The sequence below is a fragment of the Psychrobacter sp. AT9 genome (assembly GCF_047272965.1).
GTDB classification, from domain to species: Bacteria; Pseudomonadota; Gammaproteobacteria; order Pseudomonadales; family Moraxellaceae; genus Psychrobacter; species Psychrobacter glaciei.
Map to the genome: position 1 here is coordinate 3,411,211 of NZ_JBKOTW010000001.1, position 17,300 is coordinate 3,428,510.

Annotated in this window: 13 protein-coding genes; 1 reads left to right on the forward strand and 12 read right to left on the reverse strand. The window is 43.8% G+C overall.

The genetic code is table 11. From position 1 onward, the window contains the following. Window positions 1-24: 24 nt before the first annotated feature. From ACMFL8_RS14280 to fmt, 4 genes are all read right to left on the reverse strand, one after another. Window positions 25-1,122, reverse strand: coding sequence for a LysM peptidoglycan-binding domain-containing protein (locus ACMFL8_RS14280; RefSeq protein WP_227669967.1), 1,098 nt, complete (start codon window positions 1,120-1,122; stop codon window positions 25-27). Between the two features lie 348 nt (window positions 1,123-1,470). Then, a complete protein-coding gene (thrC, locus tag ACMFL8_RS14285) occupies window positions 1,471-2,892 on the reverse strand; it encodes a threonine synthase (RefSeq protein ID WP_194620516.1) in 1,422 nt (473 codons plus the stop codon). Window positions 2,893-2,938: 46 nt separating this feature from the next. Continuing rightward, window positions 2,939-4,543: a transcription antitermination factor NusB gene (locus ACMFL8_RS14290; protein ID WP_413191347.1), complete on the reverse strand. Its 1,605-nt coding sequence runs from the start codon at window positions 4,541-4,543 to the stop codon at window positions 2,939-2,941. 66 nt (window positions 4,544-4,609) lie between these two features. After that, a complete protein-coding gene (fmt, locus tag ACMFL8_RS14295) occupies window positions 4,610-5,701 on the reverse strand; it encodes a methionyl-tRNA formyltransferase (RefSeq protein WP_240216410.1) in 1,092 nt (363 codons plus the stop codon). Window positions 5,702-6,128: 427 nt separating this feature from the next. Here fmt and ACMFL8_RS14300 point away from each other — a divergent pair, with 427 nt between their 5' ends. Beyond that, a complete protein-coding gene (locus ACMFL8_RS14300) occupies window positions 6,129-8,975 on the forward strand; it encodes a response regulator (protein ID WP_413191348.1) in 2,847 nt (948 codons plus the stop codon). A gap of 47 nt (window positions 8,976-9,022) precedes the next feature. On the opposite strand, the gene ACMFL8_RS14305 is transcribed toward ACMFL8_RS14300, so the two are convergent. The 8 genes from ACMFL8_RS14305 to rpmH form a co-directional block, all read right to left on the reverse strand. Further along, window positions 9,023-9,697, reverse strand: coding sequence for a riboflavin synthase (locus ACMFL8_RS14305; protein WP_194620520.1), 675 nt, complete (start codon window positions 9,695-9,697; stop codon window positions 9,023-9,025). Window positions 9,698-10,140: 443 nt separating this feature from the next. After that, a complete protein-coding gene (gene ribD / locus ACMFL8_RS14310) occupies window positions 10,141-11,211 on the reverse strand; it encodes a bifunctional diaminohydroxyphosphoribosylaminopyrimidine deaminase/5-amino-6-(5-phosphoribosylamino)uracil reductase RibD (protein WP_194620521.1) in 1,071 nt (356 codons plus the stop codon). 305 nt (window positions 11,212-11,516) lie between these two features. Beyond that, window positions 11,517-11,993 (reverse strand): transcriptional regulator NrdR, encoded by a 477-nt coding sequence (gene nrdR / locus ACMFL8_RS14315; protein ID WP_010197173.1) that lies wholly within the window; start codon window positions 11,991-11,993, stop codon window positions 11,517-11,519. 92 nt (window positions 11,994-12,085) lie between these two features. Then, window positions 12,086-13,474, reverse strand: a complete 1,389-nt coding sequence (gene mnmE / locus ACMFL8_RS14320; protein ID WP_413191403.1) for a tRNA uridine-5-carboxymethylaminomethyl(34) synthesis GTPase MnmE — start codon at window positions 13,472-13,474, stop codon at window positions 12,086-12,088. Between the two features lie 262 nt (window positions 13,475-13,736). Further along, the gene (gene yidC, locus ACMFL8_RS14325) at window positions 13,737-15,434 is read right to left on the reverse strand and encodes a membrane protein insertase YidC (protein ID WP_189583885.1); all 1,698 of its coding nucleotides are present in this window, start codon (window positions 15,432-15,434) and stop codon (window positions 13,737-13,739) included. A 219-nt stretch (window positions 15,435-15,653) separates the two neighbouring features. Beyond that, window positions 15,654-16,028: a membrane protein insertion efficiency factor YidD gene (gene yidD / locus ACMFL8_RS14330; protein ID WP_413191349.1), complete on the reverse strand. Its 375-nt coding sequence runs from the start codon at window positions 16,026-16,028 to the stop codon at window positions 15,654-15,656. Window position 16,029: 1 nt separating this feature from the next. Then, window positions 16,030-16,401 carry a ribonuclease P protein component gene (gene rnpA / locus ACMFL8_RS14335; protein ID WP_413191350.1) on the reverse strand — a complete coding sequence of 124 codons (372 nt, stop codon included), beginning with the start codon at window positions 16,399-16,401 and terminating at the stop codon, window positions 16,030-16,032. A 186-nt stretch (window positions 16,402-16,587) separates the two neighbouring features. Further along, window positions 16,588-16,722, reverse strand: coding sequence for a 50S ribosomal protein L34 (gene rpmH / locus ACMFL8_RS14340; protein WP_007394757.1), 135 nt, complete (start codon window positions 16,720-16,722; stop codon window positions 16,588-16,590). Window positions 16,723-17,300: the final 578 nt, after the last annotated feature.

Below are 17,300 nucleotides of genomic sequence, written 5' to 3' on the forward strand. Positions count from 1 at the left end.
TTCAACTGACTCAAGAAGTCTGGCTTATAGATAAGGGGGAGGTAATAATTGATCACCCACATTGAGCGGTAGCTCAGAATCAAGCACATAAGCGTAGCTGATATGGTCAAAAGTATTGAACACCATCACCATACCGCTTGGCTCACTAGGTAGACGTACAGAGGCATCATTATCTTTGGTATCGCGTACCAACGCCCCTTTTTGATAGACAGTCAATACATCCCCTGGTTTGGCGCCCTCTGCGCTGCCCAAATTAATCGCGACCACACTGCCCTTCGCCGCTGAACTGATTGAGTCCATGACGCGGACAATCATACCACCGCGGCTAACCGTTGCAGGCGTTGGGTAAAATACGGGCGGGATAGAGTTGTTTAACTCAACAAAAACGCGATCACCTTCACGGACTTCTTTGCCGTAGCTGTCGGTAAGCTGCAAACTGGTAACGCCATTGGTTTCTGTAGACGTAACCAATCCAGTCGCGACTTGTGTGACTTCAAGTCCGATGACTTGCTGAGTCTTTGGCTCGACATACATCTCACCTTCACGGTAGATACCATAACGCTGACCAACGATAAGTGGCACGCCTTTAGCATACACTTTATCACCACTTGCCGTGATTAAGTTGCCTTTTTTAGACGCTAATATATATGGTGTGGTATTAAAATCTGCTGGATTAACGATGATGGTTTTATCTAGCCAATGCTGGATAGCAGACCATGGGATAGGAGGAATGCTATTCGCCGTCGACGTGACTGTTACCGAGGTGGCAACTGCCGTACCGGTCAATTGTTTTTCAATCCCAGCACAGCCCTCACCCGTATCGACACCAATCAAAGTCTTACCTTGAATCACACATAAGATAAGAATGTCGTTAGGATAAATAAGATTGGGGTTTTTGATTTGCTTATTGGTCGCCCAAATTTCTTTCCAGCGCCATGGACTGTCTAGATAGCGTCCTGAGATGTCCCACAATGTATCGCCTTTTTTAACCGTATAGCGATTGGGTGCATCCGCTTTAATAGTTGGTGCTGGATTGTTAGCGTGGGCAGCATTCATTAGCATCGTACTACTAAATGTCGTGATCAACAGGGCTTTTGCTATCGTTTTTAAGCTCATCTTCATTGTTATATCCACAATATGTACCGCTGTTGTCGCCACAATTAATACTATTTAGACCCTTGATTTAATCTTAATCCTTGAGCATTACTAAAATCAATGACAAGCAATTAAGAGCATAAAAGAGCCTAACAGTACAGTTATCATAACGCCTATAGGGCAGCTGTTCAGTGTAATTGGCTGGTGTGATTGCTAAAAAAGCGTCTAGCAAAATGATGAGTCGCCGACGCTGTTTCCAATATTACAATTATATCTACCATAACACAATCATAAACACTTTATTACAATGGCGTAACTTTTATGTGGACGCTTGTTTAATGGTTAAACAAAGCTAATAACAAGTCCAGCGTTAATTCAGGCTGGATTTGGCCTGACATGCTGACGAATTTGCTCAGCGACTTGCTCAGCGTCATTATCTAGCACCACCACGTGCTGTGGTAAGCTCTCCAAGCCTTCGGTATGCGCTGGGCGAGCAATGTCTATTGGCCCAATCGCTTCAACGATCGTGTCAGCAAATTTGACGGGTAACGCTGTCTCCGCACAGACAATGATTTCACCATCCAACTGTAGCTCTTTGGCGACCTTGATACCGTCAGCAGTGTGTGGATCGACCAGTTCACCGTGTTGCTCATACAGTGCTTTGATAGTCTGCAAGCGGTCGTTATGGGTAGACTTGCCAGCAGCAAAACCGTAACGGCTATTGACCGCATCCATCAAGTCAGATAAGTCAAAACCTTGACCAGATTTTACCCCTTCAAACAACTCATGAACGCGCGCGCTGTCTTTTTCTAGTAGCAAATAAACAAAACGCTCAAAGTTGGACGCTTTGGAGATATCCATCGATGGGCTTGAGGTAATGTAAGTTTTTTCAGTCGGGCGCGGCTGATAAGCACCTTGGTTAAAGAAGTCATTTAGCACATCGTTTTCATTGGTAGCGACAATCAAACGATCAATTGGCAGTCCCATTTCACGAGCGATGTGACCGGCACAGATATTACCGAAGTTACCCGATGGCACGCTAAAGCTGACTTTTTCGTCGTTATTGGCAGTCACGGCAAAATAGGCTTTAAAGTAATAAACGATTTGCGCAAGGATACGACCCCAGTTGATAGAGTTTACCGTGCCTAAATTATAAGCCGCTTTAAACTCAGCATCTTGCTGCAATGCCTTGACGATATCCTGACAATCATCAAACATACCTTCGATAGCGATATTATGGATATTAGCATCCGTCAAGCTATACATCTGCGCACGTTGGAATTCACTCATTTTGCCATGTGGTGACAGCATAAAGACTTCGATATTTTCTTTACCACGTAGCGCATACTCTGCCGCACTACCCGTGTCACCACTAGTCGCGCCGATGATAGTAATACGCGCGTCTTTTTTCTTAAGCACATACTCAAAGGCATTGCCCAAGAACTGCATGGCAACATCTTTAAACGCCAATGTCGGACCGTTTGATAATCCTAGAATATACAAATTGTCTTCAAGCTTGCGGACAGGAACAATCTCATCAGAGCCAAACACCTCAGTGGTATAAGTGCGTTCAATGAGGTCTTGCAAATCAGCCGCAGGAATATCCGTGGCAAAACGCTGCATAATCGCCATCGCAAGCTGCGGATAGCTAAGCATACGCCATTCATCGAGTACAGCGCTATCAATGTTTGGGTAGTGCTCAGGCAACATCAAACCACCGTCTGGGGCAAGACCCATCAAAAGCACATCACTAAAATCCATCGGCGCTGTCTGACCACGGGTACTGATATATTTCATTAGATTGTCCTGTCTACAATAATGTTATTCAATAGTTAAAAACGGTTTATTCAGCAGTTTTGTGCAACAACGCATAATAGAAACCATCGCCACTCGCGCTATCAATCGGTAAGCACTGACGACCGATTGCTTGTTCGATACCCCAACTGCATTCCTCGGTAAACTCAATCGCTACCGCATCATTATGATGAGTAATAAAGTCCTGCATTTGCTCGACGTTCTCTTGCTTCAAGATAGAACATGTCACGTATAGCAGATAACCACCAGCTTTGAGTTGTGGCCATAAGTTATGCAAGATGTCTGCTTGCAACAGCGCCGTTTGCTCGATGTCTTCTTCGGTACGCAGGATACTGATATCAGGATGACGGCGAATCACGCCAGTCGCGGTACAAGGAGAGTCCAATAATATCGCATCAAATACAGGTTCATTTGTCGCCGCTTTTTTATTCTTGCCATGCTGCCATCTGGTCGCATCTGCACAGACGATGTTGAGTGCGATGCTGTTATCTGCTTGCTGCAAATCATGCTGACTCAGATTTAGGCGCTGTAAATTCTCACGAATACGCTCAATACGTGGTGCTTCATTATCGATAGCCGTTACCTTGATATTAGCTGTCTCAGGCGACGTTTCAGCATCATCTTGTTTCACGTGAAACAAAGATGATTCGTCATTAGCGCTTATAAGTTCTAACCAGTGAGCCAGCTTGCCACCAGGTGCCGCACATGCATCTAAAATGTGTAGCTCATTATTATTACTTTCAGCACTGTCGTTGTCAGTATTCGCACTTTCAGCGCTGTTATTTTCAGCGCTAAGCTTAGCCATCAATGCTTTATTAATAATTGGTGCAGCTAACTGGGCATGCATGTCTTGGACGCTAGCAACCCCTAAAGCAAACTCAGGCAAAGCGTTAACGGCAGTGCTTTGATGTAGCCGGAGACCTTTGGTTAATAGCGTTGTAGGAGTGGCAGACTCTGGCGAATTCGCTACCTTAAAACCAGTCGTTAGCTCAACGATGTCTGCATCAATTTCTGCCCCATCCAACGCATGCTGATAATCCTCTACCGAAGTAACCGCCGAGTTTACTCGTAAAAACATCGGTGCTGGTTGGCGCAAGCCTTGTGTCAGCTCATCATACTGCTCGCTCCAATCTTGCTTAAGCTGATAAGCGAGCCAATTCGGTAGGCTGTGTTTTTTATCGCACTTCTTACGAAATTTGCTTGGATTCTTGGCGACTTTACGCAAAATAGCATTCACCAAACCAGTCGAATGAGCGAACTCAATCTCTTTCGCCGCTTCAACGGTTTCATGAATCGCTGCATGATCAGCCACCTCTAAATACAGCAACTGTACTAAGCCTACTTGAATGGTGGTACGCACTTCCACTTCATCGATAGGGTTGTCTGCTAAAGTATCGAGCAAACGTGCCAGCGCATGCCATTGACGCAATGTCGTGAGCAATAGCGCATGGGCGAAGCCTTTGTCACCATCATGCAGACTATTCAATAATGGATCAAGGACGCTTGAGAGCGACTGACCGTTTTGAATAGCGAGCAAAGTACGAATCACGCGCACGCGCACACTGCCATTCATGATAAGGTTGCTTGACGGTTTGAGCTTATTGTTTCTTGGCGCAGTGCTGGTTTGTCTCATTAAATTTTATTTCCTTGACGTATGGTCGATAGCGTCTTGTGCAAGTAGGTTAAATATAAGTAAAAGCTATTTTGATTCTGTCGTAAATTGATCGCCATCATTTAGCTGATTGCCATGGCAAATTTGCTCAGCGGTCATCGGCTTACCACCGGCAAACTGTAAGTGAGTTATGGCTAAAGTAGTGGCTGATGATTCAGCTTCGCTCTCTTTGCCACAAGCGACTAAAATCGCTTTGCGTCCGACACTGATAACAGTGCCAACAGGCTCATTGGTTTGCTGTGAGCGGTTCACAGGCAAGCTAGCCAATACTTTGACACGTTGCCCTGCCAAGAAAGTATAGGCACCCGGCCATGGGGTCAGTCCACGAATTTGGCGTTCAATCTCAGTAGCGGATTGCGTCCAGTCGATTTCGCCTTCCGTTTTGACCAGTTTTTCAGCATAGTTGGCTTGGCTATCATCCTGAGATACAGCCTGTTTTTGGTAATGTACCAAGTCTTGTAGCACAGTGCCAATGGCCGTCGAACCAAGCTCAGCCATCTTATCATGCAAACTGGCGGCCGTATCAGTAGGCTCAATACTGGCGCTGACTTTATAAAGCATGTCGCCCGTATCAAGGCCTTTGTCCATCTGCATAATAGTAATGCCTGTCTCATCATCTCCGGCCAAGAGTGCACGATGAATCGGTGCAGCACCGCGCCAGCGTGGTAATAATGAAGCGTGAATATTTAGGCAACCATAAGTAGGCGTGTCCAATACACCAATAGGCAATATCAAGCCATAAGCGGCGACAATCATCACGTCTGGCTGATAAGTACGCAAGGTCTGCCGCGCCGCCATGCCTTCGGTACTAGATTTTTTAAAGGTGAGCGGTTGCTCGACTGCGATATCATTGGCTAATGCCACTTGCTTGACAGCAGAAGCTGAGAGTTTTTGTCCGCGACCTGCTTTGCGATCAGGCTGGGTGTACACCGCGACAATCTCTATATTCAGGGATTCTTGTTGGCGAATCAAAGCCTCTAGGCTAATCGCTGCAAACTCAGGCGTCCCAGCAAATACTATCCTTAAAGGGTTAGTACCCTGCTGAGCACCAAGAATGGGATCTTGCTGAGGTTTAGTAGAATCCATAGACAGATCAGAGACGAAAGCAATTGTGTTCATAGTCATGCATTATAATATATGATTGATGTGCCCATTATAGGTGAGTTTACGACGTTGTGCCATGATTGTAATAGTGTCAATCCAGCGTTACTAATAAGCCCATTTATCTTTATAATAGCAATAAAGCCCATCACGATCTCTTTTTAACACCCTTTTATGAAGAGGTTTATATATAGGAAGTCTTTGTATTTGTACTACGGGAACTTATTATTGACACGTAGTGAATTTTTTATTCAATGATCTCTCGTTTGTCACTAGTAACAACACTAGGGCGTGTCATCATTTATAGTGAGCCAAGCGACTTATTAATTGAGCTAAACGACTTATCAACATAGAACAGACCCATAACAAGTGTCGCGCATTTATCAGATTGGTGACAGACTCATCATAATTGTATTTTATCGTTCCGATATAGGGTCAGGCTTTCATGCAACAGTTTCAGTCTTTACAGCGTTTGCTGCTCTTTTATACAGTGACACTGCTGGCCATGTTGTCACTGTATTACTTCGCGCAGTTTGATGACCTAAACACGCATAATCATCAGCAGAGTATAGACACGTTTGAGTCATTGCAGCATGCCGTTACTGAACACGCAGAACCTCTAAACTCTGACCTTCAAGAAATATTGACTGAGCCTTCTTTTGCAGGTGTCAGTTATCAGATTATTTCTATGATGCCATCTGGGCAGACTCATATTCATCGCTATGTCCGTCCTAATGAGAGTGCATTTGCCACCGTCACCTTCCCTAATGTCCTTACTTCACTGCCTTCTGATAGCAATAATTATAGTGCCTATAAGCTCAACTCTAGTAATTTAACAGGAACCATTGAGCTTGAGAGTGGTCACAAACTCTATATCATATTACGCCACAAACCACTTGAGATAGACTGGATATCCTATCGCTATTGGCTACCGCTAATGACGGCGATCATGTTCTTCATCATGGCGTTACTCTATACATTAAATCGCCAAAGTAACTGGCAACAGCTGATAGCTTATACCGATAATTTAAGTAGCAAGGCGAAAGACGCTTATCTGCCGCCACCGTTTATTAACAAAAATTCTACGGCTGAGTTTTTGCGCCTAGGTCATGCGCTCAGTCGTATCAGTTACCAACTTCATAGTAACCACCGACGTATACAAACGCTGCAACATCGTCTTGAGCGTTTGGTTGAGCAAGCACCGCTACCGATGGTCATGATCATGCGTCACGGTCAGATCAGCTTTTTTAATCAACGTTTTGAGCAGATATTTGCCACCCCATTTCAAAGCGATACCAACTATCAATTGACGGATTTTGTCTCGGCTGACGATGAACCCACCCAGCTACTACTACAAAAACTCTCTAACTTGTATGTCACCCGTACTCTAAACGTTCACGGTCTAGAGAATCAACAAGCCTATCAGTTACACATTACCCCTTGGTTTGGTGAGCACGGACAAGTGCATGGCTTTACAGTGCTGCTTAATAATGTCAATGAAATCATCCATCAGAACGCGCATCTACAACAACAAAACCAACAGCTGCAAGGAAAAATCGACGAATTTAATGGGCTCAAACCCGCTATATATCATGAGTTGCATAGACCACTAGAGACTATAATCGACACTCTTGAAGCCATGAATCCCGAGACTTTTTCTGTCCAGCAGAATGCGGTGTTACAGATGCTAATGAGGTCGAGCGACTCTATGTTAACGAAGCTCAATGACATGCTGGGTGTAGGAGAGTTCGACGTCAAGAAAACCCGTCTTAGGATTGAGTCTGTCGACATCTACAAACTGGGACAACATGTCAATGACTTAGTCACAGATGATACTCGGCGACAAGGGCTCGAGCTGCATTACTTTTTTGCCCCCAGCTGCCCGCGTTATATCAATACAGATCACAAACGCCTATGCCAAATTTTGCTAAATTTATTAGACAGTACCATCACATCCACTCTTGCAGGCTCTGTTTCTCTGACGATTGAAGCCATTACCGACAACCCTTTACCATCAGCTACCAAGAATGAGCCGCTGGCTATCCACGAAGACAGCACAACAAAAAATCCGCATAACTGGGTGAAGTTTAGCCTACAAAGTACTGGGACGAGCAACCCATCGCAGCAGCAAGCACAGCATTTTACTTATATCAATCAAGCAAACAACCCAACCAACTATCCTATACAGCAGCCCTCTATTGAAGCAATTTTAGAACTCAATACGGCAAACAGCTTTGCACAATTATTGGGCGGCTTTATTGAGTCAAATAGCACCGCCGATGAAGGTATCAGCATTGATCTATACCTGCCTTGTCATCGTCCAAACTATCAGCCAGTCTATCGTTTTCATGAACAATTGACTCACATTCATCTGGTTGCAGTGATGAATCAAACGCTGGGTGCGGAACATTTGCAACGTTTGTGCGACTATCTATCCATACCAGCCACTATTCATACCTCGATCAATAGTGCGACCATTAGGCAGTTAACGAAACAGCTCTCCGAGAATGCGCAAACACTGGCACCCATTCTGCTACTAGATTATGAATATTATGAGAGCAACACTATCGTATTTCCTAAACCAGCAGAAGGAGACGATAAAACAATCAGTCATAACCGGCGTAAGGCCTTAAGCCAGTTACTGGCCACTATCTCGATGCCTAAAATACTGCTGAGCATGAAGCCTGAGCGCCGTATCTCCTCTGTACTGTTAGATCAATGTAATGGTTTTTTGGCCAAACCTTTAGACAGTGCTTTATTGTTATCTGAGCTGCTGCGCTTAACTCTTCCAGTCAGACAGACATTTGCACCAATCCAAAAAGTGAATAAAGAAAATGGCGCACCCGTAATAGAAATAGATAACGCGACCACAGATAACGCAATCACAGATACTGTCAACGATGCGATCGCAGCGCCGCTTATTTTAGTGGTAGAAGACAGTCCGACCAATCAAAAAATAGCTTGTAAGATATTAACCAAGCTTGGCTATCGTACGGTGGTCGCAGAAGATGGTCAGCAGGCGTTAAGTCAATTGCAAGCGCAGCATAAAGAGATTGCGCTTATTTTGATGGACTGCCGAATGCCGGTTATGGACGGCTTACAAGCGACTCAGGCCATTCGTGCACAAGGAAATGATATTCCTATTGTGGCGTTGACGGCAAACAATTCGACAGAAGATCGTGACGCTTGCTTTGCCGTAGGGATGGATGAATTTTTGACCAAGCCTATCAATAAAAATAAGCTGCAAATAGTGTTACAGAGCCTTATTAAAAATCATGAGGACACGCCTTAGTCAATATAAAGAATATGCTGAAAAACCCTACTTACTATTTTTACTTACTATCTCATAAAGCCATTATTAGCCAAGAAAGTCTCAGTGATATTACTTGGTGTACTTTGCGCTGTCTTACTGTCAGTTTGTGACTTGGTTAACAGCCGCTCCAAATAGCGCGCGACGATATCCACTTCAACATTAACCTTATCACCTACCAGCCAATGCTGAGCAATATTGGTGACTTGTGCGGTGTGCGGGATGATATTTAACGAGACGATATTATCGCGTACCAAGTTCGTGGTGAGGCTAATGCCATCAAGGGTAATAGAACCTTTGGTCGCTGTATAATGCGCTAGCTCTTGCGGTATCTCGATCTCAATATAGATAGAACGCGCGTCTTTTTGCAACTTACGTACGACACCAACACCATCCACATGACCTGCGACAATGTGGCCGCCAAAACGTGTGGTTGGCAACATCGCTTTCTCTAAATTGACGATATGACCTGGCTTTAAATCTTCTAACGCTGTATGCGCAATTGTTTCACGTGAGACATCAACCGAGTAATGATTGCTGCCAAAATCCACAACCGTCAAACAAATACCATTAGAAGCAATAGAGTCACCCAGTTTCACATCACTGAAATCTAAACCATCAGACTCTATCGTCAAGCGTATATCACCACCCGTAGGCTGCATGGATTTAACCTTTCCGACACTTTCTATAATTCCGGTAAACATATCAACCTCATCTCATTATTATATTGTCGTCATAGACAACGTATTGGCATTTATCAATATTGATGGCAACGTTTGCTTGCCTTAACTTTTAAGTGAAACACACAGCTTTTAAGTGAAACACACCTATTTTAAGCGTAATAGGGGATAAGTTGTGGATAAGTCATAGTAAATCAACCCTTATGTTGTTAAAGACCTATATTTTCACCAAGTTATCCACAGAAAATCAGAGTCGGCATAAAAACCTAAAAACTTTCATAATAAACCATAAAGCATTGATTTTTATACGTATATATTAATATTATTCACAAAAACGGACTCTTCCGTTTCATGTGAAACAAAGTTATACACAGTTCCATGTGAAACCATAAATAGATTTACTAATTTATCCACATTCCGCACACATCTAACGCATATTGTGAGCAGGCCAGTGAGAGACAACCGAGTTATAAAGACAATAAGGTCAGTTTAAGATCAGCGCCAACTTGTTCATAACTATCGATATCAAAACGCAGCTGCTGCGCCAACGATAGTGGATTAAAGTCAACCATTGGGCGAGCCTGTGCTCCCAACAAACAAGGCGCTTGATAAACAATAAGCTCGTCGACCAGTTGCTGGGCTAGAAAGCTGCCTGCCACGCTCGCACCAGCTTCAACCAATACTTCATAACACTGATGCTCGCTGACTAAATTCTTTAATAATGCCATTAAGTTATCTTCGTGCCAATAAATCGTATCCGGTCGACGGCATAACTGATAATCAGACTGTAAGCTGTGCGCTAAGCGCTGACGTCTATCGAGCACGACAACCTTGGGAGCGGGAACTTGCTCAGATAGTACGCCCAATTGAGTTGAGCGTACATTCAGCTGTGGGTCATCAGCGATAACGGTTTCGCTACCCGTGATAATCGCCCCACTACGGGCTCGCAGATTTTGCACGTCTTCTCGAGCAGCAGGGCCTGTAATCCATTTTGACTCCCCTGTCGCCATCGCGGTACGACCGTCAAGACTGGTAGCAATCTTAAGGCGAACATAAGGCATCTGAGTGCGCATTGCTTTCAAAAATCCGCGGTTTAAGGCCTCTGCTTGCTGCGTTAATACACCAATAGTGACGTCAATACCTGCCTCTTCTAGTAAACGTACACCGCGTCCAGCGACTTGTGGATTGGGATCTAGACCTGCAATCACCACTCGCTTAACGTCCGCAGCAATCAGCGCAAGCGCACAAGGTGGCGTACGTCCTGTATGACTACACGGCTCCAAGGTTACATAAGCAGTTGCCCCTACTGCTCGCGTACCTGCTTCTTTCAGGGCAAACACCTCGGCATGAGGCTGCCCTACTTTCGGATGAAAGCCTTGACCGACAATAGACTCTGCCTGAACAATAACGCATCCTACCGCTGGATTGGGCCTCGTAGTATAGAGACCTCGCTTACCCTGCTCGATAGCAAGCATCATAAAATACTGGTCTTTAGCATTTTGTTCATGGTTTGAAAGTTGGTGATTTGAGAGCGTCATAAAGAGGTCACACTTAATAAGAAAGTAGCTAATAAAGACTAGGGTCTGTTGAACATTCAAATGTGGAACTGGCAGTGGCTATTTTTTAGACAATACGCAGTGAAATTTTTGACGCCTAGTCATTCTAGGGTAGACAATTTCGCCATGTATTGGCAAAAAATAGCCCTGCCCTGAAAGGCTGATGCTAAAATCACCCCAAACGTTGTTGTAAACCTAGCTAAGGTCTCGACATTATCATCAGTTTACGCCTAGTTTGATGCGATTTTAGCGATCAGCAGTCCTAATATTTGAATGTTCAACAGACCCTACTTAACGTTATCGTCAGTTTTTTCGGTGGGGCGGATGTTAGCGATTTCTTGATGAAAAGCATCAATGTCTTGAAAGTCACGGTAAACACTGGCAAAGCGTACATAAGCGACATCATCAAGCGTTTTAAGCTCGCTCATGATAATCTCGCCCAAGACCTTGCTGCTAATTTCACGCTCACCCATTTGCCGTACGCGCTTCTCTATCCGGCTAATCATTGCCTCTTGCTCATCAATCGTGATCGGACGCTTTTGTAGCGGCAAAAGTATAGAGCGGCGCAGCTTTTCATTGTCGTAAGGCTCAATTTTACCGCTTGATTTGATAATTCTTGGCATTACCACTTCTACCATCTCAAACGTGGTAAAACGCTCTTGGCAACTATTACAGGAACGGCGGCGACGAACTTGCGCACCTTCTGCCGCCAGCCGTGAATCAATTACCTTGGTCTCTGACGCATTACAATACGGGCAATGCATACTACTTTCCTTGTCTTAATATTAAAGGCGGCAACATCGACGATTTAATCGCGCGGCTCAACAAAGCCATTAATTATGCTGGCTTAAAAAAGCTATTTGCCAATACAAAAGCTGCCAAAAATTTTACCCAGTAGATCATCGGCACTGAACTCACCAGTAATCTCAGCCAAGCTTTGCTGAGCTTGACGTAAGCTTTCAGCCACCAACTCACCTGCCTGAAAGACGGTTAATTGTTCGTGTGCTTCTGCCAAATAGTCTGCTGTGCGTCTGAGTGCATCTAAATGCCGCGTACGGGCAATGAGACTGTTTTCGGGCGGATGAAAACCCACTTTAGCACACAACGCTTCGACCAATGTATCGATACCAGCGCCTGTTTCACATGAAACATTGACTTGTTCATAACCACGATTCTTTATTTCAATCTGTGAAGCGGACATGGCATCCTCGTCACTCAAACCGTTTAGTAAATCGCTTTTATTGGCAATAATCAATAATCGCTTAGCCTCTGGTAGCTTGCCAAATAACTGCTCAGCCAGCTGTAGTGGCGTACTTTCTTCTTCAAGGTCGCGGGTCACATCATAGACCATCATCAGCATATCAGCCTGCGTAATAGCGGTACGCGCGCGCTCAATGCCAATACGCTCTACGGTGTCTTCCGTCTCACGTAGGCCAGCTGTATCGGTTAGGTGCAGCGTCAAGCCATTCAGTACCACGGTCTCTTGTAGCGTATCGCGTGTCGTACCTGCGACATCAGTGACGATAGCGCGCTCTTGTCCTGCTAGACGGTTCAGCAAGCTCGATTTGCCAGCATTTGGTCTGCCTGCCAATACCACGTGAATACCATCACGTAATAGCTGACCTTGTTTTGCGGTCGACAGTACTTGCTGTATCTTTTGTTGCGTGTTCTCAAGATTGGTTTGTATAACGCCATCAGATAAAAAATCAACATCTTCTTCATCGGGGAAATCAATGGCGGCTTCAACATGTAAACGCAGATGAATAAGCTGCTCAAGCAATTCATTAATTTTTTGTGAAAACTCACCACTTAGCGAGCGTATAGCACTACTGGCAGCGGCAGCACTGGTCGCATCAATCGCATCAGCGATAGCCTCTGCCTGTACCAAATCCAGCTTATCGTTGTCAAAAGCGCGGTAAGAAAACTCCCCTGCACTGGCTTGTTTTGCGCCCAATTCAAACACCCGTGCTAGCAGCTGATTTTGCAAAATCATGCCGCCATGCCCTTGCAGCTCAATCACATCTTCACCAGTAAATGAGTGCGGCCCCTTAAAGTACAACACTAAGCCTTCATCAATGGTCGTGCCATCCTCTTGATAAAAACGGCAAAAGCTGGCCATACGCGGGACAAAAACAGACTTACCAGTGAGCTGACAGGCAATGTCATAAGCACGCGCACCTGACAGACGAATAACCCCAACACCACCGCGCCCAAGCGGTGTGGCAATTGCGGCAATGGTGGCCAATCCAGATGACTTATGATTTTTAGAGGAATCAGGCTTTTCAGATGAACCAAGTGCTAACGTCACTTCGACAGAATTCACGCTTACTCTCAATAGATAAAAACCCCATTATAGACGGCTAAAAGCATGCTGACAAAGCAATCTTTACATAGCGGGATTTTGCGCTTTTTAGCGCGTACCAATATAAGCAAATACTAGGTTTGACGTATAAAAAAACCACCGCTTATGCGATGGTTTTTTTATTATAGAACTAACTACTTGTCGATTAGTCGAGCACTTTAACCGTACGTCGCTTTTGCTCTTCGTCAACTTTCTTATTAACGATATATTGCTGAGTCATACTAAACAAGTTGTTCACTGTCCAGTATAAAACCAGACCCGCTGGGAAGAACAGCATGAATGCAGTAAAGATAATCGGTAAGAATTTCATTACCTTTGCTTGCATTGGGTCAGCAGGCTGCGGATTTAGCTGTTGCTGTACAAACATCGATGCGCCCATTAGCAATGGCAAAATAAACCATGGATCCATCGCTGATAGATCTTGAATCCATAGGATCCACGGGGCATGACGCAACTCAACACTTTCAACCAGTACCCAATATAGTGCTAAGAAAATCGGCATTTGCATCAAGATAGGTAGACAACCCGCCATCGGATTGACTTTCTCTTCTTTATAGATCGCCATCATTTCTTGCGACATCTTCATGCGATCATCGCCATGCTCTTCTTTGAGCACTTTAAGTCGCGGTGCGATGGCACGCATCTTCGCCATTGAGTAGTAGCTCTTGTTTGAGAACCACATGAGAGCAATTTTAACCAAGATAGTCAGTACAATAATTGACCAACCCCAGTTGCCGATTACCTTATGAATGCCATCCAAGATAGCAAACAAGATCTTCGATATTGGCCATAACAGACCATAATCGACCGTTTTGTTCAAGCCAACTGCCACATCTTTAAGCTCAGACTGTACTTTCGGCCCAGCATATAACGTTGCATTTAGTGTGACTTGCTTGTTCGGTGCAACATTAACTGGCTGACTGTTAAAGCCGATAAAATACTCATCAGCAGTTTCACGACTGAAGAACTTACCCGTGAAATTTTCAGGCGTCCATGCAGAGACAAAATAATGCTGCACGATGCCGACCCAGCCTTTATCACTGGTTGTCGTTAACTCACCATCACTAAAGTTACCGAACTTCAACTTATTATAAGGATCATCAGGTGTGCCCCAAGCGCCGCCCAAATACGTCGCCATGCTTAGCGCGCCTTTATCAGACATCCCAGGATCTTTACTATCATCACGTTTTAACTGCGCAAACATCTGTCCTTGCCACGCTGCGGCAGAGGCATTTTGAATTTGATAACTGATATCAATCGGATATTTGTCTTGCGTAAAGGTAAAGGTCTTGGTAATCGTCACGCCATCTTTTTTATAAGTAAGCGGTACAGACAACGTTTGTTGCCCTTTTTCCATTACATAGTTATTAGCAGTATGGCTATAATTGGCACGACCTTCTGCGGTATCAATACCGTCTTGACCAATCAGACCAGACTGAGCCACGTAAACGCGATTGCTATTATTTTCTAATAGTACAAAAGGCGTCTCGCTATCGAGCGTCGCGTCATACTGCTTGAGAGCAGCATAAACGATATCACCGCCTTCTGGATTGATTTTTATATCATAGCGATCGGTAGTGACTGTAATCAAACCAGCATCTTTCGCCGGAGTAGCCGTCACAGTGCCGTTAACAGCAGTCGCGTTATCCACAGGTAGTGTCTGTACCGGAATATCACCTGCTGCGCCAGTCGTAGATGGAATGTCAGCACCTACTGACGTTGCAGCTTCTGGTACCGTGTCTACAGCTGGTGCATCGGCATAATCATCTCGCCATGCCAAAATCAGCAGATAAGCGGTGATTAGCATCGCAATGATGATCATCACCCGAAATATCTTTTGCATAAACCTTTCCTAGATTAAAAAATTAGGGAATGAAAAATTAGGGCATGTGTCATGAACACAAAGCACCGTTATCTATTATCGCCATGACAACAGTATTGGCAGTCATTTACATAAAATGTGCATCATTTTACTAAAAATCCACCTCGAATGATACCAAGAGTGTGGATAACTTGTGGGTAACTCTGAAGACCTAACAAAACAGCCAGTCGAGCACCTATTCTATGTGGTCTTCAGCAAATAGTTTAAGCGGCTCACATAACTCTTATCGTCTCGATACACCCCAAAACCAAAGTTTTTAGAACTGCCCAACTTAGTAGAGGGCAAATACTGGTATTTATAGGTCGCTAAGGGCAGAGGCACAAAATCAATACCATGGCCACCTAATGGGTGACAGCGCCCAATACGTTTTAACAACAGCCAACTGCCTCTTCGCACTCCATGCCACGCTAAAGCTTGTTTGCCATAATTAGAACACGTTGGATAATATCGGCAACGGGCAGGAATGATTGGACTTATCATTTTTTGATAAATAACAATAATGTAATAAAAAAAACAATATAACAAAAATTTTATTTTTTTATGAATTAAATTCATTTTATTTTTTTTCTATTTTTTTAAAAATATTAATTATTTCATTTTTTAATTCTTTGTTATCTAATCCTTTAATTGATTTTTTGACAATAAAAACAATATCTTTATTTTCTAACACTGAGGACTTTACACGAAACTGCTCACGTATTTGACGTTTTATTAGATTTCGAGCGACCGCAGTAGGTACTTTACGCTTGGTAATCGCCATACCGACTCGCGGCTGCTCATGCGTATTGGTGCGTACAAAAGCCATGAGATGGCTTTGGTGTAGCTTACGCTCAGGGGCGTCAAATACTTCACGGAAAGCCGCAGGCGTTAGCAGGCGTTGCGCTTTGGTGAAGCGGGCAGTCGATGTAGCTGGGACAGTAGTGGACATAGTACAACCTAGTATAAGAGCTGGTGACAATATCAAAAATAACCATAAAATATAGAGACAAAAAAAGCGCCTATTTGGGCGCTTTTGATATACGGCTACGTGTCAGTTGTGATGATTGACTATCGCAATCTATAAACAATAGAAACACAACAAGCACTATTAGCCATGCTTATCGTTATCTAGTAATTATACAGTAAGACGATGACGTCCTTTAGCGCGGCGACGAGCTAAGACCTGACGGCCTTTTTTAGTTGCCATACGAGCACGGAAACCGTGAGTACGTTTACGCTTGATCACGCTTGGTTGGAATGTACGTTTCATAACTCACCTATCAAAATAATGGACTAAATTCGTAATAACGGAGGATTATACCATTGCATTGTATTTTGGTCAATAAACTAATTTTTTGTTGTCAACGTGATGATTAAATTCTTTCAACTGACTGCAGAATTCCATTAATTTATTAGTTACTGACTGGCTGATCTCAGTTTTAATTTCATAAAGTTATCCACAGAAATCGTCGTGCTCTATAATAATTAATGATTAATATATATAAGTATTGTTGTTATTGGGAGCACGATTATCTGGGGTTAAGTCTTATTTATCCTTTATTATCAAAATATTAGGCTATGGGTAAACCTGTGGATAACCTGTGGGTGAAATATGGATAACTTGGGTTGTTGACTTATCCACAAAACTATCCACAGCCTTATCCACAAAAAACAGGATGTTATCCACAGGGTATTTGTGTTAGATTAGCCCCCTGCTTGATATATGATTTTGGCGTATTCTCTAATGGTTTTTTTGAGATAGTACTCAGCGACAATATCGGATGCTGGTCGACCAATTATGCCGTTTAGGCACCTTTATTATTTTGGATTATGGGGTTATTGTTTTTC